Source organism: Rhizobium sp. 18055 (assembly GCF_902706285.1).
Classification (GTDB): Bacteria; Pseudomonadota; Alphaproteobacteria; order Rhizobiales; family Rhizobiaceae; genus Rhizobium.
The window spans coordinates 83,319-105,409 of sequence record NZ_CACSKD010000009.1 but is presented as its reverse complement, the minus strand read 5'-3'; the positions used below and the strand labels follow the sequence as shown (position 1 = coordinate 105,409).

The window sequence follows — 22,091 nt, the reverse complement described above, 5'->3', positions numbered from 1 at the left end:
TATGTGACGACGAATTTAAAAGCCCGGGGCCAATCCCCCTCGAGCCAGCCCCCATCTATCGAGGTTCTCATGACCGACGCCATCCCCACCCAGCCGAAGCCGATCCCCGTCACCGTTCTCACCGGCTATCTCGGCGCCGGCAAGACGACGCTGTTGAACCGCATCCTGACGGAAGCCCACGGCAAGAAATACGCCGTCATCGTCAACGAGTTCGGCGAGATCGGCATCGACAACGACCTGATCGTCGAGTCGGACGAAGAAATCTACGAGATGAACAATGGCTGCGTCTGCTGCACGGTGCGCGGCGACCTGATCCGCGTCGTCGAAGGCCTGATGCGCCGTCCGGGCCGCTTCGATGGCATCATCGTCGAAACCACCGGCCTTGCCGATCCGGTTCCCGTCGCCCAGACCTTCTTCATGGATGACGACGTCCGCGCCAAGACCGAACTCGATGCTGTCATCGCGCTTGTCGATGCCAAGCACCTGCCATTGCGCCTCAAGGACAGCCGCGAAGCCGAAGACCAGATCGCCTTTGCCGACGTCGTGCTGATCAACAAGACCGATCTCGTCACCCCGGAAGAGCTGGCGCAGATCGAGGACGTCGTGCGCGCCATCAACCCCTCGGCCCGCGTCTACAAGACCAGCCGCTCCGGCATCGATCTCGCCCGCGTGCTCGATCAGGGTGCCTTCAATCTCGAGCGTGCGCTGGAGAATGATCCGCACTTCCTCGATCAGGACCATGACGACCATGTCTGCGGCCCCGATTGCGGCCATGATCACAGCCACGACCATCATGCGCACGGCCACGATCATCACCACCATGATCACGACCACGGACATGATCATGCGCACGATCACTCCCACGATCATGGGCACGACCACCATCACCACGGCGCAATGTCGCCGATCCATGATGTGACGGTGCAATCGGTTTCGCTGCGCGGCAGCGAGATGATCGCCGATCGGTTCTTCCCGTGGATCCAGAAGATCACCCAGACGCAAGGGCCGAACATCCTGCGCCTCAAGGGCATCATCGCCTTCAAGGACGATCCCGAGCGCTATGTCGTTCAGGGCGTCCACATGATCATCGAAGGCGATCACCAGCGCGCCTGGAAGGAAGGCGAGAAGCACGAGACCCGTCTTGTCTTCATCGGCCGCGAGCTTGATCGCGAGAAGCTCGAAGCCTCCTTCAAGGCATGCGAGGCCGCTGCCTGATGCCGACTGTTGCCCCGTTTGATCTCGACGGCCATATCCTGGCCGTCGAATTTTTAGGTGATGTCCCGTTCTTCGCCAGCGCCACCGGCAGTTTCCACCGGCTGGATGGCAGCGAAAAGGTATCGGAAGCCCATCAGGGCATGCTCACCTGCATCCGCGATCCCTATAGCGAAAGCCTGATTTCCGGCGGCGAAGACGGCAAGGTGCTGCGCATCACCGCCGATGGCGCCGTCACCGAACTTGCCCATGCGCCGCGCAAGTGGATCGCCCAGCTGGCCGCCGGCCCGCAGGGCGCCATCGCCTATTCCTACGGCAAGAGCGCCATCGTCCGCCTCGCCGACGGCACCACCAGGGAATTCACCGAGGAACGCACCGTCGAGGGCCTCGCCTTCGCGCCGAAGGGCATGCGCATTGCCGCCGCCCGCTATAATGGCGTCTCGCTGCACTGGGTCGCGGCCGATTCCAAGCCCGTCGATCTCGAATGGAAGGGCGCCCACACCGGCGTCACCTTCTCACCCGACGGCAATTTCCTCGTCACCATGATGCAGGAAAACGCCCTGCACGGCTGGAAGCTCGACATCAAGCCCGGCTCCGAAGCCCGCCACATGCGCATGACCGGCTATCCCGGCAAGGTGAAGTCGCTGTCCTGGTCCGCCAAGGGCAAGTGGCTGGCATCGTCAGGCGCACCGGCCGCGATCGTCTGGCCGTTTTCCGGCAAGGATGGCCCGATGGGCAAGGCACCGCTGGAACTCGGCACCCGCGCCAACATCATGGCAACCGCAGTCAAGTTCCACCCGGCTGAAGACATCCTCGCCATCGGCTTCATCGACGGCATGATCCTCGCGGTCCGCCTCGCCGACAACAAGGAAGCGCTGCTGCGTCGCCCCGGCAAGGGTGCGATCACTGCGATGAGCTGGAGCAAGAACGGCAAGCTGCTGGCCTTCGCCTCCGAAGCCGGCGATTGCGGTGTCGTCGATATCGCCGCCTGACAGGGAGACGGACGGCATGGCATTGCACAAGACCATACCGCTCCAGGCCCAACATATGCTCGAGGCGGCCAAGCTGCGGCGTATAGCGTTATGGCACCGGCTTCCCGGGCTTCGGGATGTCCATTCGCTGCATGAGGACAGGGACTACTGGGTTACGCATCTTTTGCGAACATGCACGATTCTCGGTGCAATGGTGGAAGATCGGCTCGTCGGTGTAATAGCCTATCGCCAAGGTTGGATTGAGCAATTATACGTCCTGCCTGATTTCCAGTGCCATGGCATCGGTTCGCTTTTCATCTATCGCGTACAAGAGGCCATGGACGAGACACGACTTTGGACGTTTCAGCGGAATGCGCCAGCACGCCGCTTCTATGAACGGCACGGATTCGCTGCCGATAAAGAGACGGATGGCTCAGGCAACGAAGAGCGCGAACCAGACATTCTCTATCACTGGCACCGGCCGCCAGATTGGACTTCGCATGCTTCGAGCACTGCCGAAACATGAACAGCCGAGAGTTCGGCAGGCATGTCGGGTACAATGAATTTCGACCGACAATCCCGGCAGGATTTTTGCCGGATCAAGGACAACGCAATGCCGTCACCCTTAGGAAACGCCATCGCCGAGACCGCTGCCAACGAAGCCTCGGCATGGCTGGTGATCCGCGCCGAAGCCTTGGCGCTTGCCGAGCGTGAACCGGTTCTGCGGCCTCTCCTGCAATCGCAGGTGCTTGATGCGCAAAACAATGCCGCCATCATCGCCCGCGTACTGGCCGGGCGGCTGTCCGTCGCTGAGGTCGACACGTCGGGCCTGATAGACCTACTGGAAGGCGCGTTGACGCTTGATATCCTCGCCAGCGTCGAGGCCGACCTGCTGGCGGTGCGCGAACGCGATCCGGCCTGCACCACCACCTTGCATGCGCTGATGAACCTCAAGGGGTTTCACGCGCTGCAGATCCACCGTGTCGCCCATGCGCTTTGGCTTGACGGCCGCGTCGAGATTGCCAGCTGGCTTTCCAACCTGGCCTCGCTGGTGTTCGGCCCGGATATCCATCCAGCCGCCAGGATCGGCGCCGGCATCATGCTCGATCACGGTTCGGGCATCGTCATCGGCGAGACGGCGGTGATTGAGGACGAGGTGTCGATCCTGCAGAACGTCACGCTTGGCGGCACCGGCAAGCAGAGTGGCGATAGGCACCCGAAGATCCGCCGCGGCGTGATGATCGGCGCCGGCGCAAAGATTCTCGGCAATATCGAGATCGGCGCCTACAGCAAGGTCGCTGCCGGCAGCGTCGTGGTCAAGGCCGTTCCCGCCCATTGCACCGTGGCGGGCGTGCCGGCGACCGTGGTGCGCATTCATCCCGCCAGCGAGATTCCGGCCGAGACCATGGACCAGAACATCTGAAACCCGGCGCATGGCACCAGTCGCCTGCTCACGCCGCCTGCTCGCCCTCGGCGCATGCCTCCACCCGGTCGCGCCCCTTGCGCTTGGAATAGTAGAGCGCCTCGTCGGCCTTGTGCAGCAGCATTTCCAGATCGACATCGCCAGACTGACGCACGGAAACGCCAATGCTGAGCGTCGGAAACGTCTGCAGAGCGGGCATCTCACGCACGGCATCACGAAAAGCCAGCCGGATGCGCTCGGCCACCAGCAGCGCATTGCCGCGTGACGTGTCGCGCAAAACCGCCACGAACTCATCGCCACCCTGCCGGGCCAGCAGATCGCCAGTCCGCAGCTCCATGCCGGCAACCCTCGCAAACAGCTGCAGGATGGCATCGCCGGCCGCATGACCGTGGGTATCGTTGAGTTCCTTGAAATGATCGACGTCGAATACCAGCAGCGACACAGGCTGCGTCCCCAGCGCGGCAAACGACTGTGTCAGCCCGCCACGGTTGAGCGCCTGCGTCAGCGGATCGCGATGGGCAACCTCGGTCAACTGGTTATGGCTGCGCTCGGCCGCCATCAGCACGATCACCATGCTGCGCAGCGCCACGAAAACCACCGCCGTCGAGGCCATCCAGTTGTGAACCATGGTCGCGCCATAGGGATCCGGCCCGCTGATCTCTCCCGTGGCCGCCATGAGGGTGCGAACCAGGAAGATCGCCGTGGTGGGCAGGTAGAGCCACGCCATCAGCCCTGCCGAAAACAGCCTCTCGCGTCTGTGGATGCCGAAACTCTCGCGCAGAACGGCAAGATCGCAGAGACAGCAGATGGCCGACACGTAGAACAGCCGTGTCGAGACCGACATGTCGCCGCTCGGCAGCAGCAGCACCGGCAGGCTGGCGCAGGCAAGCACCAGACCGCAAACATGACCTGGGGCAGGCCGACCCGCAAACACCCGAACGGAAAAGAATGTCAGGAGATATCCGGCGATCGTCAGCACGTTTCCCGCCTGTATCGACACACCATATGGAATGACGCCACGCAGGGAAACGCACAGCGTGCCGAGACCGAGGACGAGATAGCTGGCGCCCCACCAGCCCGGCCAGCGGCCGAAACGCCCGGTGCCATAGGTCGCCAGATGCACGCCACCCAGCACCAGCAGCGTCATGGCCGAGACCACGTAGATGGTCCGCAGATCCAAAATCATCGCACCCTCCGAAACACATAGATTTCATCATATGTCTGGAGGCTTTCGATTTGATTGGTCACGCCGCTCAAATTTTAGCATTGGCGCGCAGAGTTCAACCCGCGATGCCTGACGCTACCGGCGAACGCAGGCCCGCTTCATCTGGTTGCGCTTCTGCGGCTTGGAGAACTTGGCGATCATCCCGGCCGGGCAGCGCTTGTCGTCGAAGTAAACCGATTGGCCCGGAGACAGTGTCGATACCGTCGGCAGCGACGTTACGGTCTGTGTCGCAGCGGATGCGCCCGGGGCACCGAGGCCGGCCAACAGAAAAGCGCCTGAAAGAAAACTGATCGTCGACCGCGTCATCTGCGCATCCTCGTTTGTTTAGTATTTCCTAAAGTACAATCCTACAGAACCCCGACATGCGCAAGCGGCCGACCTGCGCCGAACTGCAGCCAGCCCGAAATGCCGCGCGGAGAAACCCCGCGGCGGTGGCAATGATGTGGGAACAGGCAGGCGGCAAATAATGGGTATGGTGGTGTCAGGCTGGTCCGCCTGCCCGATCGCCTTCAGACTGTCCGGCTTCATCAGATCGGCAGGAACGGCTCCCGATCTGGCGTCCCCGGACGAATCAGATACCCTGACGGCATCCGATTCATCCTGTCGCGACCGTCATCGAGCGCCGGTTTATGAACGGAACGCAAACCGGTTCATGAACCCGGCTCCCTACCCGATGACATGAACAGCATAGACGCAGGCCATTGACAGGGGGACGATTCCTGCCCATATTTTCATCTAGTTGGTTGATTTTATTGCAATTTATTAGAACGAACCATGAATTTCATGCCCGCCGGAGCCAAGCTGAGGTGTTGCTAAAATATCGTTAAAATTTACCGTCACGGTTTTTTGTTCATCTACCGTTCAGAAAACTCTTGGGAAAGCCAGCTTTTGAGCCCACATTGAACTCCAGAGAACTATGGAGTGCATGAATGATTCTTAAGGCCACAGCCGCAGCGACCATATTCGCCGTCTATGCTTTCACGATGTTTTTCATCGCAGCGATACCGGAAAATATGGTCCAGACTGCCGGAACCCAATTGGTTGACGCAACCGTCATCAAGTAACCGGCGCCCCAAGAGCCGGTCGAAAAAGGCAATATGAGGGACTTAGCCCGCCGGCTTTTCCGGCGCCCTCTGAATGATTTCCTGAAATGAGAAATGAAGAAGCCCCTTCCCCAGCGGGAAGAGGCTCCAAAGGTCAAGCCGCCTTGCGGACCGGTGCGCTCGCCAGCACACGTCCAGACGGGACGATCATGCCGGCAGCGCCGTCAAGCCAGCCTTCGACAAGCTCCAGCGCCAGAAAGCGCGAGCGTTCGAACGGACCGGGCATGACGAGGTGCTGAGCCTTTGCGGCACAGAAGCCGAAGCGCTCGTAATAAGCCGCATCACCCACCAGCAGGATGGCGCCATGACCACGGGTCTTGGCTTCCAGCATGGCAGCGCGCATCAGCGCCGAGCCGACACCCTTGCCCTCGAAGGACGCATCGACCGCCAGCGGCCCGAGCAGCAGCGCGTTGATCGCCGTGCCGTCGGAATTGACGCCGGCTTCGATGTTCCACAACCGCACGGTGGCGATGACATGGCTATCGCGATCACGCGCGACCAGCGCCAGGCCTTCGGCCGGCACGCGGCCACGGCGGATCTTTTCCGACGACTTGCGACGACGGTTCGGGCCCATGGCGCGATCGAGCAAATTCTCGCGAGCCACGACATCGCCGGCATTTTCGGCGTCGATGGTGAAAACAGAATGCGCAAAGAATGCGCGGACAGAATCAAGAACAGCGGCCATCTTGGCCTCCCGTACCCAATACCGTTATCAGCGGCGGTGAACATGAATTGTGAAAGTGCCGCCCCGGCTGGCTACGGGGCGAGCGGCATTAGATAATATACGACTTCAGCGGATCGAAGCCGTTGAACGCAACCGCCGAATAGGTGGTCGTATAGGCGCCGGTGCCTTCGATCAGGATCTCGTCGCCGATCGAAAGGGTGATCGGCAGCGGGTAGAGATTCTTTTCATAGAGCACGTCGGCCGAATCGCAGGTCGGGCCGGCAATGATGCAGGGCTCCATTTCGTCGCCGTCGCGCTCGGTGCGGATCGGGTAACGAATGGCTTCGTCCATCGTCTCGGCGAGACCGCCGAACTTGCCGATGTCGAGGAACACCCAGCGTGCCGTGTCGTTGTCCGACTTCTTCGAGATCAGCACGACTTCCGTCTTGATCACACCGGCATTGCCGACCATGCCGCGGCCTGGCTCGATGATCGTCTTCGGAATCTGGTTGCCGAAGTGATCGCGCAGGCTCTGGTAGATCGAACGACCGTAAGCTTCAGCCGACGGAACGTCGCGCAGGTACTTGGTCGGGAAGCCACCGCCCATGTTGACCATCTGCAGGTGGATGCCCTGCTTGGCCAGCTGAACGAAGACACGCTTGGCATCGGCAAGAGCCGAATCCCAGGCATCGACCTTGGTCATCTGCGAACCGACGTGGAACGATACGCCGTAGGACTCCAGGCCCAGCTGGTGGGCGTAGACGAGAACGTCGACGGCCATCTGCGGCACGCAGCCGAACTTGCGCGACAGCGGCCATTCGGCACCTTCGCCATCGGTCAGAACGCGGCAGAACACACGGGCGCCAGGAGCGGCACGGCCGATCTTCTCGACTTCCTCATGGCTGTCGACGGCAAAAAGGCTGACGCCGAGTGCATGCGCACGGGCGATGTCGCGTTCCTTCTTGATGGTGTTGCCGAACGAGATGCGGGCAGCCGTTGCACCGGCGTTGAGTGCCATTTCGATTTCGGCGACGGACGCGCAATCGAAGTTGGAGCCCATGTCGGCGAGCAGCTTCAGCACTTCTGGAGCCGGATTTGCCTTGACGGCATAGTAGATGGCGCTGTCAGGCATGGCGTGACGGAACGCGGAGAAGTTGTCACGCACGACGTCGAGGTCGACCACGAGGCAGGGACCATCGGGACGTCGGGTTGCGAGAAAGTCGCGGATGCGCTGAGTGGTCATATCAATCCCTTTTCCAATTCCAGAGCTCCGGGAAAACCGGAGGACAAAGGGCCACCATTCACTCGCTTAGGAACCAGCCGGTGGAGACCCCGGAACCTGAGCAAGCGCCTGGATAGCGCAGATGATGGATCGACGCCGCGCGAGCGACACTGATCCGGCTTTGTCTGCCATGGATTGGAGGGAGTTCCCTACCGCACTTCCGGCAATGAAGGTGTGCCTCTTCAGTAACCCCCGCTGATGGAAAGCAGGGAGAGAACAAAAAGGCCCGCACCGTCGTTGCTTAGGCGTCCTCGCATTTTCCGGTTGGCCGGAATAGCGACTGGAGGGGTTAATTCCAGGTACCTTACCGATTTCCTCACCAATTCGAGGGTTCGGCGGACTCCCATGGGCACGTGCGACTTTGGGCTGAGGACGAGATAAGAATATTCGCCGTCATAATCAAGAGTTTTTTTCAAGCCTTTCAAAAAACTTCCGACAGCGGCCAAAGGGCAAATCTTGCGGGCAAGTGCGTAACGCGTTACACTTTTCCTCTGATCAGGAGGATGCCATGTCGGCCGCCGCGGAACGCATGAAGGCATTGAGGGAGCGCCGAAAGGCCAACCATCTGCGCGAGGTGCGGATATTCGTACCCGACGCAAGGGATCCCTCTGTGAAAGCCCGCATTGCTGCAGCGATAGCTGCACTCGATCCCGCTGACGAAGAAGACGCGATGCGCTGGATTGAAGCCGTATCGGAATTCGACAACGAAGACCTGAGCGACACGGAATGAGACGCGGCGACGTTGTCACCGTTGCTGCTTCGGGGGATTACGGGAAGCCGCGCCCCGCTATTGTCATCACATCGGACAATCTTCTTGAAGCACATCCATCTGTGGTCCTGTGCCAGATGACATCGACGATCAATGAACTTGCCGATTTTCGAGTTGCCATCGAGCCCAGCGCCGCGAACGGGTTGAGGACCCGGTCTGATGTGATGGCCGACAAGCCACTGACCGTTCGGCGACACCGGGTGGGGTCGGTCATCGGCAGCTTGAGCCAGGAGGATATCCAACGTCTGAACGTCGCTCTTGCCTTTGCCCTCGGATTATCTGATTGATCTCTCGCATTTAAACGGGAGCGCACCGCACCACATGGACACCCTCACCCGCATACGCGCTTTCATCGACGTCGTCGAAGCGGAGGGCTTTTCGGCCGCTGCCCGCAAGACCGGCCGCTCCAAGGCGCTGCTGTCCAAATATGTGCGCGAGCTGGAAGACGAGCTCGGCGCCCTGCTGCTCAACCGCACCACCCGCCAGTTCTCGATGACCGAGGCCGGCCACACCTATTTCCGCACCGCCTCCGACATCCTCAAGGAGATCGACAACCTCGCTGACCTCGTGCGCGAAAACAACGCGCAGCTGAAGGGCAAGCTGAAGATCTCGGTGCCGCGCACCTTCGTCGATGCCGAGGTCGGCCAGTCCCTGATCGACTTCGCCAAGGAGAACCCGGATCTGTCGCTGGAGATTTCCGCCGACGACCGCTTCGTCGACCTGATCGAAGAAGGCTTCGACGTCGCGATCCGCGTCACCAAGCTGGAAGATTCCGGCATGATCGCCCGCAAGATCTCGGATTTCCGCATCCATCTCTGCGCCACGCCGGAGTTTCTCGATCGTCACCCCGGCCTGCAGAACCCGGCCGACATCGCCAACGTTCCCTTCATCATCGACACCAATTCGCGCAACCAGGGCAGCGTCCGCTTCCAGAACCCTGACGGCACCTCGTTTGCGGTTGCCGTCTCCGGGCCGATCGAGGTCAACAGCCCGCACGCGACGCTGCGCGCAGCGCTGTCAGGCATCGGCGTTGCCTTCATCCCCGATTTCATCGCCCGCAAGCCGATCGACAGCGGCGAACTAGTGACCCTGTTCAACGACTATATCGCCACCGACCGCGGCATCTATGCCGTCTATCCGCACCGCCGCTATCTGCCGGCCAAGGTGCGCATTTTCGTCGACTATCTTCACAATTGGTTCAAGAAGCACCCCTGAGCCGTCGCAACGCAATTCCGGTCCCAATTCGGTCCCATTTTCTGGCAAGATCACGATAACTGATTTGGGCAGCCCGCTCATCGAACACCTGAAGCAAGCGGACGCATGAAGATATCGACTTTTCTGACGGCCGGGCTTTTCTCGCTCGCTCCTGCTGCAGCCTTCGCGCATCCGCACATCTTCGTGGAGGCCCGCCTCGAAGTGGTCGCCGGCGACGACGGCAATGTCGCGGAATTTCGCAACGTCTGGCGCTTCGACGAGGTCTTCACCTCGTCGGTGGTGATGGATTTCGACAAGAACACCGACCTGAAGCTAGAGCCCAACGAGCTTGCCGAAGTCGGCAAGACGGTCAAGGATTCGCTCGTCGATTACGATTACTACATGAACCTGACGATGAACGGGAAGAACGTCACCGTCCAGAAGCCCGACATCATCCATGTCGATTATCGCGATGGCCAACTGCTGATGTTCTTCGCCGTCAAGCCGGCCGAGCCGATGCCGCTCAAGGGCAACCTCACCTTCGGCGTCTACGACCCCTCGCTCTACACCTCGATCGATTTCCCCACCGACAAGGAAATGATCCTCGTCGGAGACGCCTTCAAGGCCTGCAAGCATCAGGTGGTCCGCCCCGATGCCGACCAGGTCATCTCGCAGAACAAGCAGTCGCTGACCGACGCCTTCTTCAACGATCCGACCGGCACCAACATGTCGAAACTCTTCGCAACCAAGCTGGATGTGACATGCTGAGCAGGCGGCCGACGCTTGCGCTGTGGAGCGCTGGCCTTCTGCTGCTGGCAGGCATCGCAGCCGCGCACGCGCAGTCACCGCTCGGTATCGGCACGGCGGAGCCGAGCTTCCAGCCGATCGGCGGGCCGCTGGCACCCTTGTTTCTCTACGTCAATTACGAGCAGCAGGCCTTCTACCGCGCACTGACCGAGGCCCTGAAGGCGATGCGCCAGGACCCCTGGCATCTCTGGGGTTTGATCGGCCTGTCGTTTGCCTATGGCGTCTTCCACGCCGCCGGCCCCGGCCACGGCAAGGCGGTGATCTCCTCCTACATGATCGCCAACGAGATCGAGCTGAAGCGCGGCGTCGCCATCTCCTTCGTCTCGGCCTTCGTTCAGGGCATCGTTGCCATCCTGCTCGTCGGTGGCGCCTGGCTGGTGCTGCGCGGCACGGGCATCACGCTGACCAAGGCGACGCAGGCGATGGAGATCGCAAGCTTCGTCATGGTCATCCTGTTCGGCATCTGGCTGTTGATCCGCAAGCTGCGCACCATCGTCCCTTCTTTTCGGCCCCGCCAGGAAGCGATGACATCGGGCCCTGTCAGCATGATGCTCGACTGGCAGGACAATTCGGCCCGCACGCAGGACAACGCCTACAGCTTCGGCGAGGCCCAGGCGGCCCAAGCTGGCCACAAGTTCATCTCCGGCATGGCCTGCGAGACCTGCGGCCAGTCGCACATGCCCGACCCCTCGCTGCTCGGCGCGGAAAAATTCAGCATCCGCGAGGCGTGGTCGGCAATCATCGCCGTCGGCCTTCGCCCCTGCTCCGGCGCGCTGCTGGTGCTGACCTTCTCGATGCTGAACGGACTTTATCTCGGCGGCGTGCTGTCGGTCTTCGCCATGTCGCTCGGCACCGCCATCACCGTCGCCATCCTCGCAACGCTGGCCGTCACCGCCAAGGGCACCGCCATGCGTCTCGCCGGCCACGGCTCGCGGGCGTCCGCCTGGGTGGGCAACGGCATCGAGATATTGGGCGCCGTGCTGGTGATCGCCATGGGCGCGCTGCTGCTCGGCGCGTCGCTGCAGGAATAGGCCGGTTACGGGCTAAACAATTGAAATTGTGGTCGTAGCCCCCTCATCCGACCCTGCGGGCCACCTTCTCCCCGAGGGGAGAAGAGGAGGATGGAGCGAGTGGCCGGCCAAGTGTCTCTTCTCCCCTCGGGGAGAAGGTGCCGGCAGGCGGATGAGGGGGACGCCACGCACTCTTCCGCCGAACGAAAGCCTACAGCCCCCGCCGCCGCTGATAGCGCGCCCGCAGCCAGAACACCGCGAAGAACGCCATCAGCAGGCACACTCCGACAATGATCGCCAGAACCGGCGAGTAGTTGCCGATCCACAGCACGATCGATGGGAGGAAATAGATCACCAGGCCGGCGCACAGCAGGATGATCGCCGCGGCAATAGCCGGCGAACGGCGGTCGGATGTGGGATCGGCCATGCGAAAATCTCCTGCAGATGAGGAGAATGGCCTTAGGCCAGCCGCCCGTGAAAGGCAACTGGCCCATATGTCACGCCCGCACGGCCGTCGCGCCGCCATCCGGCCCGCGATCCGGCCGTCGCGCCGTTATCCGCTCAGGCGACGGCCTTCGCCGACTTCACCGTCGCGTCGATGTGATCGAGCAGCGCATCCGGCAAGCCAAGACGGCCGGCCAAGAGGTCGAGATAGCCGCGTTCGGCGCGGGTATCAGGCTCGATGGTCAACCGGGTGGCGGTGTAGAGCTCGACCTTCTGCTCTTCGGTGCGGGCCGCTGCCACCAGCTCGTCGATATCGACGGGGTTTGCCAGCTCGTTGCGGATGAACGCTTCGGCCTCGGAGCCGAGATCGACGGCCTGGACCTTCTCCATGATGTTGGCCCGCTCGGCATCGTCGATGTGGCCATCGGCCTTGGCGGCGGCGATCATCGCGCGGATCAGCGTCAGGGCAAAATCATTGGAGAGCTGCGGCGATTCCAGGCTGAAGGCGGAGTCCGGCGGCGGCAGGGCAATCGGCTGGCTGGCAGCGGGGCCCGGCTGCGCGGCTGCCTGCGGAGACTGGCCCGACTGATAGTTCTTGTAGGCGAGGTAGCCGAGACCGGCGACCGCAGCGATGCCGCCGATCGTCGCCACATTGCCGGCAATGTTGCGGCCGGTCTTGGTGCCGAGGATCGCAGCGGCAATGCCGGCCGTCTTCAGGGGATTGTTCTTCGCGATATCGCCGAACTGGCCCGCTTTGTCGCGAACGCTGCCGGAAAGACCGGGTACCTGCGAACCGAGGAACTGCTCGAGAAGCTTCCTGGCGTCGAACATCGATATCTCCTGTGATTGTATCTTCACACGGAGATAGGGTGGGCAATCGTCAATGCCAAAGGTGCGGGCCCATTCATCACGCCCGCTCACGCGATTGTCAGAAAGCCGTGATCGGACGCCGCCTGTCGGCAACGCCCGATAATCTTTCAGTTGGGCTTTTCGTCAGGCCCGAAATATCAGGCCTTCAACGCTGCTGCTTCAGCAGCGAGCTTGGTGATGCCGGCCCAGTCGCCGGCCGCGACCAGTTCCTTCGGCGCCACCCACGAACCGCCGACGCAGATGACGTTCGGCAGCGACAGATAGTCATGGGCGTTCTTCAGCGAAATGCCGCCGGTTGGGCAAAACAGCGTGCCGGCGAGCGGCGACGACAGCGCCTTCAGATAGGCCGCCCCGCCAGCCTGCTCGGCCGGGAAGAACTTCAGCACCTGGTATCCCTCTTCGCGCAGCGCCATCACTTCGCTGGCGGTGGCAGCGCCGGGCAGCAGCGGCACGTCAGAATTGCGCGCCACGTCAAGCAGTTCCTGCGTCGTGCCGGGGCTGACGATGAACTTCGAGCCGGCAGCGACGGCGGCTTCCCAATGGGCAACGTTGAGGATGGTGCCGGTACCGACTTCCGCACCTTCGACTTCATCGGCCACGGCGCGAACGGTATCGAGCGCCGCCGGCGTGCGCATGGTGATCTCGATCGCCTTCAACCCGCCCGCGACAAGAGCGCGCGCCAGAAGAACGCCTGATTTGACGTCGTCAACGATCAGGACCGGGACAACAGGCTGCAATTTCAGGATGGAAAGGAGCTTTTCTGTCTTTTCGCCCATGGCCGTGCTTCCTTTGAAACGATTGAATTCCGGCACCGGAATAGCGCCAAGGGTCGACTTTGTCGAGACCGTAACCATCTTTGGTACAGGGGTGGGTATCAACCCGGAACAAATTGCGCTAGCGTGGCACGGTCGTCAAAAAAGGGTCTCCAGTCATGGCGAAAGAGATCGAGCGAAAGTTTCTGGTACGCACCGATGGTTGGCGCGCCGGGGCAGAAACGAAGTCTGTCCTCAGGCAGGGTTACATCGCGTCGATGGATGATCGGTCGGTGCGCGTGCGCATCATCGACAGGAAGACCGCCCGGCTGACCACCAAGATCGGCCGCTCCAGCATGACCCGCGACGAATTCGAATACGAGATCCCGGTTGCCGACGCCGAAGAAATGCTCGATGCGGCAATTGGCGTGGTGATCGAGAAGACCCGCTACCGCGTGCCGCACGAAGGCTTCACCTGGGAGGTGGATGTATTCTCCGGCCAGCACCGCGGTCTGGTGATCGCGGAGGTCGAGATGGGCGCAGAGAGCGACAAACCGGCACTTCCGGCTTGGCTGGGCCGCGAGGTCACGGGCGATTTCAGATACTCAAATCAGGCATTGGCAACCGAATTTGAGCACGACCGGCATGCCCTTCAGCATACGGCCTGATCGCGACTTCAAATCCCAATTCCGCAAAGTCGCCAGACGACAATTGCGCCACGCCATAAAAATCCTCGATGAGCGGCCGCAAGGCCTGGATCAGGCGATCCATGAAGCCAGAAAACGGCTCAAGCGGGTGCGCTCGCTCTATCGCCTCGTTTCGAGCGAAATGCCGAAATTCTCAGCCCGCGAAAACGCCCGGCTGCGTGGCATCGCAAAATCGCTCTCCACCTTGCGCGACGCCGCAGCGCTGGTCGAGACCGCCACCTATCTGCACGACCGCGCCCGCGACACCGACGAGGCTGAGGCACTTGGCCGCATCGTCGGCGTGCTCGGTGCACGACGCGACCAGATTGCCGCCGCCCAAAGCGATCCGCAAGCGATGGCGGCAGACACCGTCTGCGCACTGAAGAAGGCAATCGCGGCGCTCGACGATATCAGCCTGAAAGGCGGCCACCGCCGGCATGGGCGGATCGTCGCCCGTGGCTGGGATGATGCCATCCGCAAGGCGCGCAAGGCGCTTGCCGCCTGCGAGGGGCACGTCTCGACCGAAGCCTTCCATACGCTGCGCAAGCGCGCCCAGGATTACCGCGCCTATCACACACTGCTGAACCCGCTCTGGCCGGCGGCAATGGTCGCGAAATACAACGCCGCAACCGGCCTGATCGACCTGCTCGGCCGTGTCAACGACCTAGAACTTCTGTGTGACCTGGTCGAGACCGAGCATCACCATTTCGACAATGCCGACGACCTCGCACACCTGCTCTACGCCATCATCTTCCACCAGCAGCAGGACAGGCACGCCGCTATCGATCGTGCCGAGGAGATTTTCGGCAAGGATGCCGACGACGAAGCGACCCGCATCGAGCTGCTCTGGATCGCCTTCGGCCTCTGAATATTAGCGGCCGCTCGGGACGATTGCGCTTGGCCTCCGAAAGCTGTATTTCCAGCGCCATGACCGACACATTGACCCAACAGGCGGCGAGCCCTTTCCTCGTCGCGGCGCTTTATCATTTCGTTTCCGTGCCGCACTTCGAGAGCCTGCGCGCGCCGCTGCAGCAGCTGTGCGAGGACAATGGCGTCAAAGGCACGCTGCTGCTCGCCCATGAGGGCATCAACGGCACCATCGCCGGCCCCGATGCAGGCATCCGGACGGTGCTGGCGCACCTGCGTGCCATGCCGGAATTCGGCCCTCTGGAGCACAAGGAAAGCCGCGCCTCGAAGATGCCCTTCGCGCGCATGAAGGTGAAGCTGAAGAAAGAGATCGTCACCATGGGCGTCGAGAACATCGACCCCAACAAGATCGTCGGCACCTATGTGGCGCCGAAGGACTGGAACGCGCTGATCTCCGATCCCGACACCATCCTGATCGACACCCGCAACGACTACGAGACGGCGATCGGCATCTTCAAGGGTGCGGTCGATCCGAACACCAAGACGTTTCGCGAGTTTCCGGACTGGGTGAAGAACAACACCGGCCTGCACAACAAGCCGAAGATCGCCATGTACTGCACCGGCGGCATCCGCTGCGAAAAGGCCACGGCCTTCATGAAGGATCAGGGCTTCGACGAGGTCTACCACCTGAAGGGCGGCATCCTGAAGTATCTGGAAGAGGTGCCGCAGGAAGAGAGCCTCTGGGAAGGCGCCTGCTTCGTCTTCGACGAGCGCGTTTCCGTCGAGCATGGTTTGAAGGAAGGCGAGCACAAGCTCTGCCACGCCTGCCGAAACCCGATCACCGCTGAAGAGATCATCTCGTCGAAATACGAGGAAGGCGTCTCCTGCAGCCATTGCTACGACAGCCGCACCGAGGAAGACCGGTTGCGCTATCGCCAGCGCCAGCTGCAGATCGCGCTTGCCAGGAAGCGCGGCCACAAGCACATCGGCACCTGATCGACGGCTGCGATCCCCGCTCCTGACACTATCGCGCCGATCAGGCCGCGTTGATGCGCCGTCCGCCCGCCTTCAGGGCACGCGCATCCAGCAGCCGTTCGGTAATCTGTTCGGCCGGCATCGGTCTGCCGAAGAAGAAGCCCTGCAGCGTATCGCAGCCGAACTGGCGCACGGTCGCTGCCTGCTCCTGCGTTTCGATACCCTCCGCCGTCACTGGAATATCCAGCGAACGCGCCAGCGCCACCGTGGCCTTCAGCATTTCGCGCTGGCTGTCGCTGTGCTGGATGTCCATGACCAGCGAACGATCGATCTTGATGCGGTCGAAACCGAACTGTCTGAGATAGCCGATCGACGAGAAACCCGAGCCAAAATCATCAAGCGCGATCTTGACCCCCAGCGTCTTCAGCTGCTCGATCGCCTGCCGCGTCCGCTTCGGGTTCTGGATCATGTATCCCTCGGTGACCTCAAGCGTGATGCGCTTGGCCTCCATCTCCGTCTGCCGCAGCACATAGCGCACATAGTCGGTGAAGGCAGGGTTGCGGAACTGGCCGGGAGAGACGTTGACGGAGATCCGCAGTTCCGGCCAGTCCTTGGCCGTCTCGCAGGCCTTGCGCAGCACGAACAGGCCGAGCGCCTCGATCAGGCCACTGGTTTCGGCCACCGGAATGAACACCTCGGGCGACACCGGCCCATGCCCCGGACGGTTCCAGCGCACCAGCGCTTCCACGCCGACCATCTCGGTGGTCACGGCATCGATCAGCGGCTGATAGGCAAGCGTCAGATCGCCGCCCTCGATCGCCATGCGCAGATCGAGTTCCAGCGCGTTGCGCTCCTCGCGATCGGTATCCATGGCCGGATTGTAGAGCGTCATGCGCGCACGCCCGGCCTCCTTGGCCTTGTACATGGCAAGATCGGCGCGCCGCACCAGTTCCTCGCGATCAACCGAACCACCGGCCGAAGAGGCGATGCCGATGCTGGCACCGATCACCACCACCCGGCGGCCGATCTCCAGCGGCTCGGCCAGGAAATCCAAAATATGCTCGGAAAGCTGCAACGCCGCAGCGTCGGCCTGCCTCGAAGCGAAGGCGATGGCGAACTCGTCGCCACCGATGCGCGCCAAGACGGCACCATCGGGGATCAGCACCCTGAGCCCCGCCGCCACCGCCCGGATCAGCTGGTCGCCGGTACCATGACCGTAGGAATCGTTGACTTCCTTGAAGCCGTCGAGATCGAGATAGAGAAGCAGCACATTGTGGTGGGTCTGTTTCGCGGTCGCCACCAGCGCATCGACCGATACCCGCAATCCATCGCGGTTCAAGAGACCACTCAGCCGATCGCGATGCGCTTCCTCGCGCGCATTGATCTCCTCGCTCTTCAGCCTGCGGCCGGCCATGAACCCGATGATCAGCAGCACGATGAAGAACAGCCCGACCAGGCAGATCGCCTCCACCACCTGCCCGCGGACATCCGCAAAACCGATATCGCCGGGCGCCCGCGAGATCCAGATCAGCTTGCCCAGCGAGGTGCCGAGCGCATCGTCGAGCGGCACGGAATAGGGCGCCGCAAAATCAGGCGCGACCAGCTTCAGCCCACCGATGACATAGATCGCGCTGATCTCGTCGATCTTGCGAGCATCCAGATGGCGAATGAAGATGAGATAGCGGTGCTGGCCTTCGGCAGCAGCAAGCGCGCCGGATTTCTCACGCACCAGCGCCACGCCGGCAACGGCGATACCTTGCCTGGTGCCGATAAAGCCCGATGCCTCCGGCACGTCCCGAGGACCTGAGGCCTTCACCTTGTCGAACAGCGCCCACAGCGCTGGCGAGACGAAATCCTGCAACGAGCCATCCATCGGCTTGCCGTCGCGATAGGCCATGATCGGCGTCCTGTCGTCGTCGATGACGATCGCAATGTCGAACAGCGCGCTGTTGACCGACGCCTCGCCGTAGTTCGACACCGTCCAGTCCATGCCATCGGTGGCATAGACATTCTTCACGGCATCGTCCCAGGCGGCGTAGTCGTTGAGCGTGGCGCAGAACTGCGACACGAAGTTCTGCAGCGCGCCGGAAACCGTCGCGCGCGAGCGCTCGTCATCCAGAACATTCGATTTCTGCGCCACGTGATCCAGTGCATTCAGCACCATCATCGTGACCACAGCCACCACCACGGCAAACGAAAAAAGAACCCCCGCCACAGTCGTGTGTCGGCCAGCTCCCAAAATCGCGCTTCTTTTGCTGAAGATCGACGGCATGCATTCTCCCTATCGAGAAAGTCTGCCCGCAAGCCTTCAAAAAACGGTTAAAGCAACGATTGAACGATTAATCAGCTTTGCCTGTTGGAAGCCGGTGAAGACATCAATAAAACAACATATTTTCAATGGCTTATTTAACATCTGTCCGCGTCCTCAGACTGGCCCGCCATCTATCCGGCTGCAGAATTCTTTCAGCGCCGTGTCGAGAACGCCATGATCCATGCTCTCGCGCAGACTGACCTGCTGTCCCTCGGCATCCTTGCCGAGCAGGCTGATCCTGATATTGGCCGATGGCACGAGGGCGAACGACATCGTCTTCAGCACCTCCGTCAATTGTTCGAGTGCGAAGTCACCCCGGTGCGAGGCATGGGCAATCATCACCGGCTTGAAGGGCGCCTCGTCGCGCGACACCAACCAGTCGAGCGCATTCTTCAGCCCCCCGGGAAGCCCGTGCGCATATTCGGGACAGGCGAAAATCACCCCATCCGCCGCCCGCACCTTGGCCGCAAGTTCTTCGACGATCTCGGGCGTATTCTCGCCCTCGCAATCGGGATTGAAGATCGGCAGGTCGCCGATCAGCTCGCAGATCTCGACCGTCACGCCTTCGGGCGCATGATCGCGCAGGGCTTCGAGCAGCCGCCGATTGGTCGAGGCCTTTCGCTGACTGCCGCAGAGCGCATAGAGAAACAGTGGCGTCCTGATCATGCACCCGGTTTACCGCGCCGTGTCGATTCGCACCATCAGCCCGGCGGCCCCAACGAAAAACGGCCCGGCAGCGCCGGACCGTTCGATATGCGATCTGACGAGATCAGATCTTACCAGGATGCGATCAGCGCGCCCTTGAACTGTTCGTTGATGAACTTGCGGATGCTCTCGTCGTGGTAGGATTCGACCAGCGTCTTTGCCCATGGCGCATCCTTGTCGGCAGCGCGCACGACGATGACGTTGGCGTAGGGCGACTTCTCGCCTTCGATGGCGATGGCGTCTGTCTTCGGGTGCAGGCCGGCTTCCATGGCGTAGTTGGTGTTGATGACGGCGGCATCGACATCATCGAGCGAACGCGGCAACTGGGCGGCATCGATCTCGGCAAACTCGATCTTCTTCGGGTTCTCGATGATGTCGGCCGACGTTACCTTGACGCCAGGATTGTCCTTGAACTTGATCAGGCCCTTGGAGGCCAGAACCAGAAGCGCGCGGCCGCCATTGGTCGGGTCGTTCGGGATGGCAACGGTGGCGCCTTCCTGCAGCTCGTCGAGGCTCTTCACCTTCTTCGAATAGACGCCCATCGGGGTGGTGATCGTCTTGCCGATGCTGACCAGATCGAACTTGCGGTCTGCGACCTGGTTGTCGAGGTAGGGCTGGTGCTGGAACGAATTGGCCTGGATATCGCCATCCGCCAGCGCCTGGTTTGGCACGACGTAGTCGGAGAACTCGATGATCTCGATGTTCAGACCCTTGGTCTTGGCGACTTCAGCGACCTTTTCCATGATCTGCGCGTGCTCGCCCGGCGTCACGCCGACCTTGATGTCTTCGGCCAGCGCCGAACCGGCGGCAAAGGCCGCAAGCGCTGCGGCAATGATGAACTTCTTCATGGGTGTCTCCTTCGTATGTTTTTCGCTATGTTTATCAGGATATGCGTATCGGGAAATCAGCCCTTGCGGTTGCGCTTGTCGAAGCGCCGGGCCAGTCCGTCGCCGGCGCTCTGCACCAGCTGCACCAGCACGATCAGCACCACCACCACGACCAGCATCATTTCCGGCATGAAGCGCTGGTAACCGTAGCGGATGCCGAGATCGCCAAGCCCGCCGCCGCCGACCGCACCGACCATCGCGGAGTAGCCGATCAGGCTGACCATGGTCATCGTCAGCGCCGCCATCAGCGCCGGTCGCGCTTCGGCGAGCAGCACCTTGAAGACGATCTGGAACGGCGTCGCGCCCATCGCGCGCGCCGCTTCGATCAGCCCCTTGTCGATCTCGCGGATGGCGGATTCGACCAGGCGGGCGAAGAACGGAATGGTGGCGATGGTCAGCGGCACGATCGCCGCCCATGTGCCGATCGACGTGCCGGTCAGAAGACGCGTCAGCGGCACGATGGCCACCACCAGGATGATGAACGGCGTCGAGCGCGCCGCATTGACGATCAGCCCGAGCACCCGATTGGTCTTCGGCGCCGGAAACAGCTCGCCCTTGCCTGATGTGGCCAGGAACACGCCGATCGGCAGGCCGATGATCGAGCCGATGATGCCGGCGACCAGCACCATCTGCAAGGTCTGCATCAACGCTTTGGAAAGCAGGTTGAAGATCATGTCAGGCGACATAGCCGAGCACCTCCGTGGACAGACCGGTCTCGGCATAGAAGCGATTGGCCCGCGCGACGACGTCGGGATCGGCCGAATAGGAAACCACCAGCGACCCGAACGGCTCGCCCGAGATTTCCTCGATCGCACCGGCCAGAATGTTGACGTCGGAGCCGAGTTCGGCGACCAGCTGGCCGGTCAACGGCCTGAACGCCGTCTCGCCGAAGAACACCAGTCGCACCAGCACGCGGTCGCCGGCGGCAGGCTGCGGCTTGATGCTCGAGCGCAGCCACTCCGGCAGCTTCAGCGAGGCAGCGAGCAGCGTGCGCGTCGTCTCGTGCTGCGGATTGGTGTAGACATCGAAGGTGCGTCCGGCCTCTACGATCCGACCGGCATCGATGACCGCCACATGGCTGGCGATGGTCTTCACCACCTCCATCTCGTGGGTGATCAGCAGCACCGTCAGACCGAGTTCGGCATTGATCCGCTTCAAGAGTTCGAGGATCGACTGCGTGGTCTCCGGATCGAGCGCCGAGGTGGCCTCGTCGGAGAGCAGCAGCTTCGGATCGGTCGCCAGGGCACGGGCAATGCCGACGCGCTGCTTCTGGCCACCGGACAGCTCCGACGGATAGCGCCCGGCCTTGTCGCCGAGGCCGACCAGATCGAGCAGCGGCCCGACCTTGGCGCGGATCGCAGCCTTATCGACACCGGCGATTTCGAGCGGCAGCGCCACATTGTCGAAGGCGGTGCGCGACGACAGCAGATTGAAATGCTGGAAGATCATGCCCACCTGGCGACGCAACCCGCGCAAACCGTCCTCGCCGAGCGCGCCGACATCGACGCCATCGACCAGGACCTTGCCCGAGGTGGTCGCCTCAAGCCCGTTGACCATGCGGATCAGCGTCGACTTGCCGGCGCCGGAGCGGCCGATAATGCCGGTGATGGCGCCGCGCGCAACAGTGAGATCGACGTTCTCGACGGCGGTAAAGCCGCCCTCGCCAGATGGCCCGTAGCGCTTGCCAGCGCCTTCGAAGGCCACCATCGGCACCGAGGCACCAGGATCGCTTCCGGGTTGGCCCTTTGCCGCGGTACGGGCATCCGCCTGTTCGGCCGCTTGCTGGATTGTCATGCTATACTCTCAGGTATTGGTCTTCTGAAACTGGCGGTTCTATACCGCCGATGCGCCGATTAGCCAATCGGGCAGCACATTCGAAGACAAACACGGGTCGCAAGCATGGGGCGCGGCTTTCGTTGCAGGCGGTGAAAAAG

24 protein-coding genes are annotated in these 22,091 nt (G+C 61.9%); 12 read left to right on the top strand and 12 right to left on the bottom strand.

Going from position 1 to position 22,091, the window contains the following annotated elements:
- Nucleotides 1-69: 69 nt before the first annotated feature.
- The 4 genes from GVL52_RS16825 (at nucleotide 70) to cysE (ending at nucleotide 3,606) form a co-directional block, all read left to right on the top strand.
- Nucleotides 70-1,215, top strand: coding sequence for a GTP-binding protein (locus GVL52_RS16825; RefSeq protein ID WP_160009142.1), 1,146 nt, complete (start codon nucleotides 70-72; stop codon nucleotides 1,213-1,215).
- Nucleotides 1,215-2,204 (top strand): WD40 repeat domain-containing protein, encoded by a 990-nt coding sequence (locus GVL52_RS16820; protein ID WP_160009140.1) that lies wholly within the window; start codon nucleotides 1,215-1,217, stop codon nucleotides 2,202-2,204. The genes GVL52_RS16825 and GVL52_RS16820 overlap by 1 nt, the downstream gene beginning before the upstream one ends.
- Nucleotides 2,205-2,220: 16 nt before the next feature.
- Nucleotides 2,221-2,709, top strand: coding sequence for a GNAT family N-acetyltransferase (locus GVL52_RS16815; RefSeq protein ID WP_160009138.1), 489 nt, complete (start codon nucleotides 2,221-2,223; stop codon nucleotides 2,707-2,709).
- An 87-nt stretch (nucleotides 2,710-2,796) separates the two neighbouring features.
- Nucleotides 2,797-3,606 (top strand): serine O-acetyltransferase, encoded by an 810-nt coding sequence (gene cysE, locus GVL52_RS16810; protein WP_160009136.1) that lies wholly within the window; start codon nucleotides 2,797-2,799, stop codon nucleotides 3,604-3,606.
- 28 nt (nucleotides 3,607-3,634) lie between these two features.
- Here the strand turns inward: cysE and GVL52_RS16805 are convergent, their stop codons facing one another.
- The 4 genes from GVL52_RS16805 to odc2 all read right to left on the bottom strand — a co-directional run bounded on the left by GVL52_RS16805 (nucleotide 3,635) and on the right by odc2 (nucleotide 7,841).
- A complete protein-coding gene (locus GVL52_RS16805) occupies nucleotides 3,635-4,792 on the bottom strand; it encodes a GGDEF domain-containing protein (protein WP_160009134.1) in 1,158 nt (385 codons plus the stop codon).
- A 114-nt stretch (nucleotides 4,793-4,906) separates the two neighbouring features.
- Nucleotides 4,907-5,137, bottom strand: a complete 231-nt coding sequence (locus GVL52_RS16800; RefSeq protein WP_160009132.1) for a DUF6719 family protein — start codon at nucleotides 5,135-5,137, stop codon at nucleotides 4,907-4,909.
- Between the two features lie 891 nt (nucleotides 5,138-6,028).
- Nucleotides 6,029-6,619: a GNAT family N-acetyltransferase gene (locus tag GVL52_RS16795; RefSeq protein ID WP_160009130.1), complete on the bottom strand. Its 591-nt coding sequence runs from the start codon at nucleotides 6,617-6,619 to the stop codon at nucleotides 6,029-6,031.
- A gap of 88 nt (nucleotides 6,620-6,707) precedes the next feature.
- Nucleotides 6,708-7,841, bottom strand: a complete 1,134-nt coding sequence (odc2, locus tag GVL52_RS16790) for an ornithine/lysine decarboxylase (protein WP_160009128.1) — start codon at nucleotides 7,839-7,841, stop codon at nucleotides 6,708-6,710.
- 547 nt (nucleotides 7,842-8,388) lie between these two features.
- Here odc2 and GVL52_RS16785 point away from each other — a divergent pair.
- From GVL52_RS16785 to GVL52_RS16765, 5 genes are all read left to right on the top strand, one after another.
- A complete protein-coding gene (locus GVL52_RS16785; RefSeq protein WP_244619206.1) occupies nucleotides 8,389-8,610 on the top strand; it encodes an antitoxin MazE-like protein in 222 nt (73 codons plus the stop codon).
- Entirely contained in the window at nucleotides 8,607-8,936 is a 330-nt protein-coding gene (locus tag GVL52_RS16780) for a type II toxin-antitoxin system PemK/MazF family toxin (RefSeq protein ID WP_160009126.1), read from the top strand. Before GVL52_RS16785 ends, GVL52_RS16780 begins: the two co-directional genes overlap by 4 nt.
- A 34-nt stretch (nucleotides 8,937-8,970) precedes the next feature.
- Entirely contained in the window at nucleotides 8,971-9,864 is an 894-nt protein-coding gene (locus tag GVL52_RS16775; RefSeq protein WP_160009124.1) for a LysR family transcriptional regulator, read from the top strand.
- Nucleotides 9,865-9,969: 105 nt separating this feature from the next.
- Nucleotides 9,970-10,611, top strand: coding sequence for a DUF1007 family protein (locus tag GVL52_RS16770; RefSeq protein ID WP_160009122.1), 642 nt, complete (start codon nucleotides 9,970-9,972; stop codon nucleotides 10,609-10,611).
- Entirely contained in the window at nucleotides 10,605-11,681 is a 1,077-nt protein-coding gene (locus GVL52_RS16765) for a nickel/cobalt transporter (protein ID WP_160009120.1), read from the top strand. The genes GVL52_RS16770 and GVL52_RS16765 overlap by 7 nt, the downstream gene beginning before the upstream one ends.
- A 190-nt stretch (nucleotides 11,682-11,871) precedes the next feature.
- Here GVL52_RS16765 and GVL52_RS16760 read toward each other — a convergent pair whose 3' ends face one another.
- From GVL52_RS16760 to GVL52_RS16750, 3 genes are all read right to left on the bottom strand, one after another.
- The gene (locus tag GVL52_RS16760) at nucleotides 11,872-12,087 is read right to left on the bottom strand and encodes a hypothetical protein (RefSeq protein ID WP_160009118.1); all 216 of its coding nucleotides are present in this window, start codon (nucleotides 12,085-12,087) and stop codon (nucleotides 11,872-11,874) included.
- A 134-nt stretch (nucleotides 12,088-12,221) separates the two neighbouring features.
- Nucleotides 12,222-12,935 carry a tellurite resistance TerB family protein gene (locus GVL52_RS16755; RefSeq protein ID WP_160009116.1) on the bottom strand — a complete coding sequence of 238 codons (714 nt, stop codon included), beginning with the start codon at nucleotides 12,933-12,935 and terminating at the stop codon, nucleotides 12,222-12,224.
- 176 nt (nucleotides 12,936-13,111) lie between these two features.
- Nucleotides 13,112-13,750, bottom strand: a complete 639-nt coding sequence (locus GVL52_RS16750) for a 2-dehydro-3-deoxy-phosphogluconate aldolase (protein ID WP_160009114.1) — start codon at nucleotides 13,748-13,750, stop codon at nucleotides 13,112-13,114.
- Nucleotides 13,751-13,905: 155 nt separating this feature from the next.
- On the opposite strand from GVL52_RS16750, the gene GVL52_RS16745 reads away from it, so the two are divergent.
- From GVL52_RS16745 to GVL52_RS16735, 3 genes are read left to right on the top strand one after another with little or no spacing between them, the layout of a single operon-like run.
- The gene (locus GVL52_RS16745; RefSeq protein WP_160009112.1) at nucleotides 13,906-14,394 is read left to right on the top strand and encodes a CYTH domain-containing protein; all 489 of its coding nucleotides are present in this window, start codon (nucleotides 13,906-13,908) and stop codon (nucleotides 14,392-14,394) included.
- A complete protein-coding gene (locus GVL52_RS16740; protein WP_160009349.1) occupies nucleotides 14,372-15,280 on the top strand; it encodes a CHAD domain-containing protein in 909 nt (302 codons plus the stop codon). The genes GVL52_RS16745 and GVL52_RS16740 overlap by 23 nt, the downstream gene beginning before the upstream one ends.
- 59 nt (nucleotides 15,281-15,339) lie before the next feature.
- Nucleotides 15,340-16,275 (top strand): rhodanese-related sulfurtransferase, encoded by a 936-nt coding sequence (locus tag GVL52_RS16735; protein WP_160009347.1) that lies wholly within the window; start codon nucleotides 15,340-15,342, stop codon nucleotides 16,273-16,275.
- A 40-nt stretch (nucleotides 16,276-16,315) separates the two neighbouring features.
- Here the strand turns inward: GVL52_RS16735 and GVL52_RS16730 are convergent, their stop codons facing one another.
- The 5 genes from GVL52_RS16730 to GVL52_RS16710 all read right to left on the bottom strand — a co-directional run bounded on the left by GVL52_RS16730 (nucleotide 16,316) and on the right by GVL52_RS16710 (nucleotide 21,864).
- The gene (locus tag GVL52_RS16730) at nucleotides 16,316-18,526 is read right to left on the bottom strand and encodes an EAL domain-containing protein (RefSeq protein WP_160009110.1); all 2,211 of its coding nucleotides are present in this window, start codon (nucleotides 18,524-18,526) and stop codon (nucleotides 16,316-16,318) included.
- 153 nt (nucleotides 18,527-18,679) lie between these two features.
- Nucleotides 18,680-19,231 (bottom strand): NADPH-dependent FMN reductase, encoded by a 552-nt coding sequence (locus tag GVL52_RS16725; RefSeq protein ID WP_160009108.1) that lies wholly within the window; start codon nucleotides 19,229-19,231, stop codon nucleotides 18,680-18,682.
- 110 nt (nucleotides 19,232-19,341) lie between these two features.
- Complete coding sequence (locus tag GVL52_RS16720; RefSeq protein WP_160009106.1) at nucleotides 19,342-20,118, bottom strand: MetQ/NlpA family ABC transporter substrate-binding protein; 777 nt, start codon at nucleotides 20,116-20,118, stop codon at nucleotides 19,342-19,344.
- Nucleotides 20,119-20,174: 56 nt separating this feature from the next.
- Complete coding sequence (locus GVL52_RS16715; RefSeq protein WP_160009104.1) at nucleotides 20,175-20,843, bottom strand: methionine ABC transporter permease; 669 nt, start codon at nucleotides 20,841-20,843, stop codon at nucleotides 20,175-20,177.
- Nucleotides 20,833-21,864: a methionine ABC transporter ATP-binding protein gene (locus GVL52_RS16710; protein WP_160009345.1), complete on the bottom strand. Its 1,032-nt coding sequence runs from the start codon at nucleotides 21,862-21,864 to the stop codon at nucleotides 20,833-20,835. Before GVL52_RS16710 ends, GVL52_RS16715 begins: the two co-directional genes overlap by 11 nt.
- Nucleotides 21,865-22,091 lie beyond the last annotated feature (227 nt).

Excerpts from the sequence above, each read along its gene's own strand:
- GVL52_RS16755 (WP_160009116.1), bottom strand. The coding sequence starts at position 12,935 with ATGTTCGACGCCAGGAAGCTTCTCGAGCAGTTCCTCGGTTCGCAGGTA.
- GVL52_RS16820 (WP_160009140.1), top strand. The coding sequence starts at position 1,215 with ATGCCGACTGTTGCCCCGTTTGATCTCGACGGCCATATCCTGGCCGTC.
- GVL52_RS16785 (WP_244619206.1), top strand. The coding sequence starts at position 8,389 with ATGTCGGCCGCCGCGGAACGCATGAAGGCATTGAGGGAGCGCCGAAAG.
- GVL52_RS16730 (WP_160009110.1), bottom strand. The coding sequence starts at position 18,526 with ATGCCGTCGATCTTCAGCAAAAGAAGCGCGATTTTGGGAGCTGGCCGA.
- GVL52_RS16775 (WP_160009124.1), top strand. The coding sequence starts at position 8,971 with ATGGACACCCTCACCCGCATACGCGCTTTCATCGACGTCGTCGAAGCG.
- GVL52_RS16805 (WP_160009134.1), bottom strand. The coding sequence starts at position 4,792 with ATGATTTTGGATCTGCGGACCATCTACGTGGTCTCGGCCATGACGCTG.
- odc2 (WP_160009128.1), bottom strand. The coding sequence starts at position 7,841 with ATGACCACTCAGCGCATCCGCGACTTTCTCGCAACCCGACGTCCCGAT.
- GVL52_RS16815 (WP_160009138.1), top strand. The coding sequence starts at position 2,221 with ATGGCATTGCACAAGACCATACCGCTCCAGGCCCAACATATGCTCGAG.
- GVL52_RS16745 (WP_160009112.1), top strand. The coding sequence starts at position 13,906 with ATGGCGAAAGAGATCGAGCGAAAGTTTCTGGTACGCACCGATGGTTGG.
- GVL52_RS16770 (WP_160009122.1), top strand. The coding sequence starts at position 9,970 with ATGAAGATATCGACTTTTCTGACGGCCGGGCTTTTCTCGCTCGCTCCT.
- GVL52_RS16800 (WP_160009132.1), bottom strand. The coding sequence starts at position 5,137 with ATGACGCGGTCGACGATCAGTTTTCTTTCAGGCGCTTTTCTGTTGGCC.
- GVL52_RS16740 (WP_160009349.1), top strand. The coding sequence starts at position 14,372 with ATGCCCTTCAGCATACGGCCTGATCGCGACTTCAAATCCCAATTCCGC.
- GVL52_RS16750 (WP_160009114.1), bottom strand. The coding sequence starts at position 13,750 with ATGGGCGAAAAGACAGAAAAGCTCCTTTCCATCCTGAAATTGCAGCCT.
- GVL52_RS16760 (WP_160009118.1), bottom strand. The coding sequence starts at position 12,087 with ATGGCCGATCCCACATCCGACCGCCGTTCGCCGGCTATTGCCGCGGCG.
- GVL52_RS16825 (WP_160009142.1), top strand. The coding sequence starts at position 70 with ATGACCGACGCCATCCCCACCCAGCCGAAGCCGATCCCCGTCACCGTT.
- GVL52_RS16715 (WP_160009104.1), bottom strand. The coding sequence starts at position 20,843 with ATGTCGCCTGACATGATCTTCAACCTGCTTTCCAAAGCGTTGATGCAG.
- GVL52_RS16780 (WP_160009126.1), top strand. The coding sequence starts at position 8,607 with ATGAGACGCGGCGACGTTGTCACCGTTGCTGCTTCGGGGGATTACGGG.
- GVL52_RS16735 (WP_160009347.1), top strand. The coding sequence starts at position 15,340 with ATGACCGACACATTGACCCAACAGGCGGCGAGCCCTTTCCTCGTCGCG.
- GVL52_RS16765 (WP_160009120.1), top strand. The coding sequence starts at position 10,605 with ATGCTGAGCAGGCGGCCGACGCTTGCGCTGTGGAGCGCTGGCCTTCTG.
- cysE (WP_160009136.1), top strand. The coding sequence starts at position 2,797 with ATGCCGTCACCCTTAGGAAACGCCATCGCCGAGACCGCTGCCAACGAA.
- GVL52_RS16725 (WP_160009108.1), bottom strand. The coding sequence starts at position 19,231 with ATGATCAGGACGCCACTGTTTCTCTATGCGCTCTGCGGCAGTCAGCGA.
- GVL52_RS16720 (WP_160009106.1), bottom strand. The coding sequence starts at position 20,118 with ATGAAGAAGTTCATCATTGCCGCAGCGCTTGCGGCCTTTGCCGCCGGT.
- GVL52_RS16795 (WP_160009130.1), bottom strand. The coding sequence starts at position 6,619 with ATGGCCGCTGTTCTTGATTCTGTCCGCGCATTCTTTGCGCATTCTGTT.
- GVL52_RS16710 (WP_160009345.1), bottom strand. The coding sequence starts at position 21,864 with ATGGTGGCCTTCGAAGGCGCTGGCAAGCGCTACGGGCCATCTGGCGAG.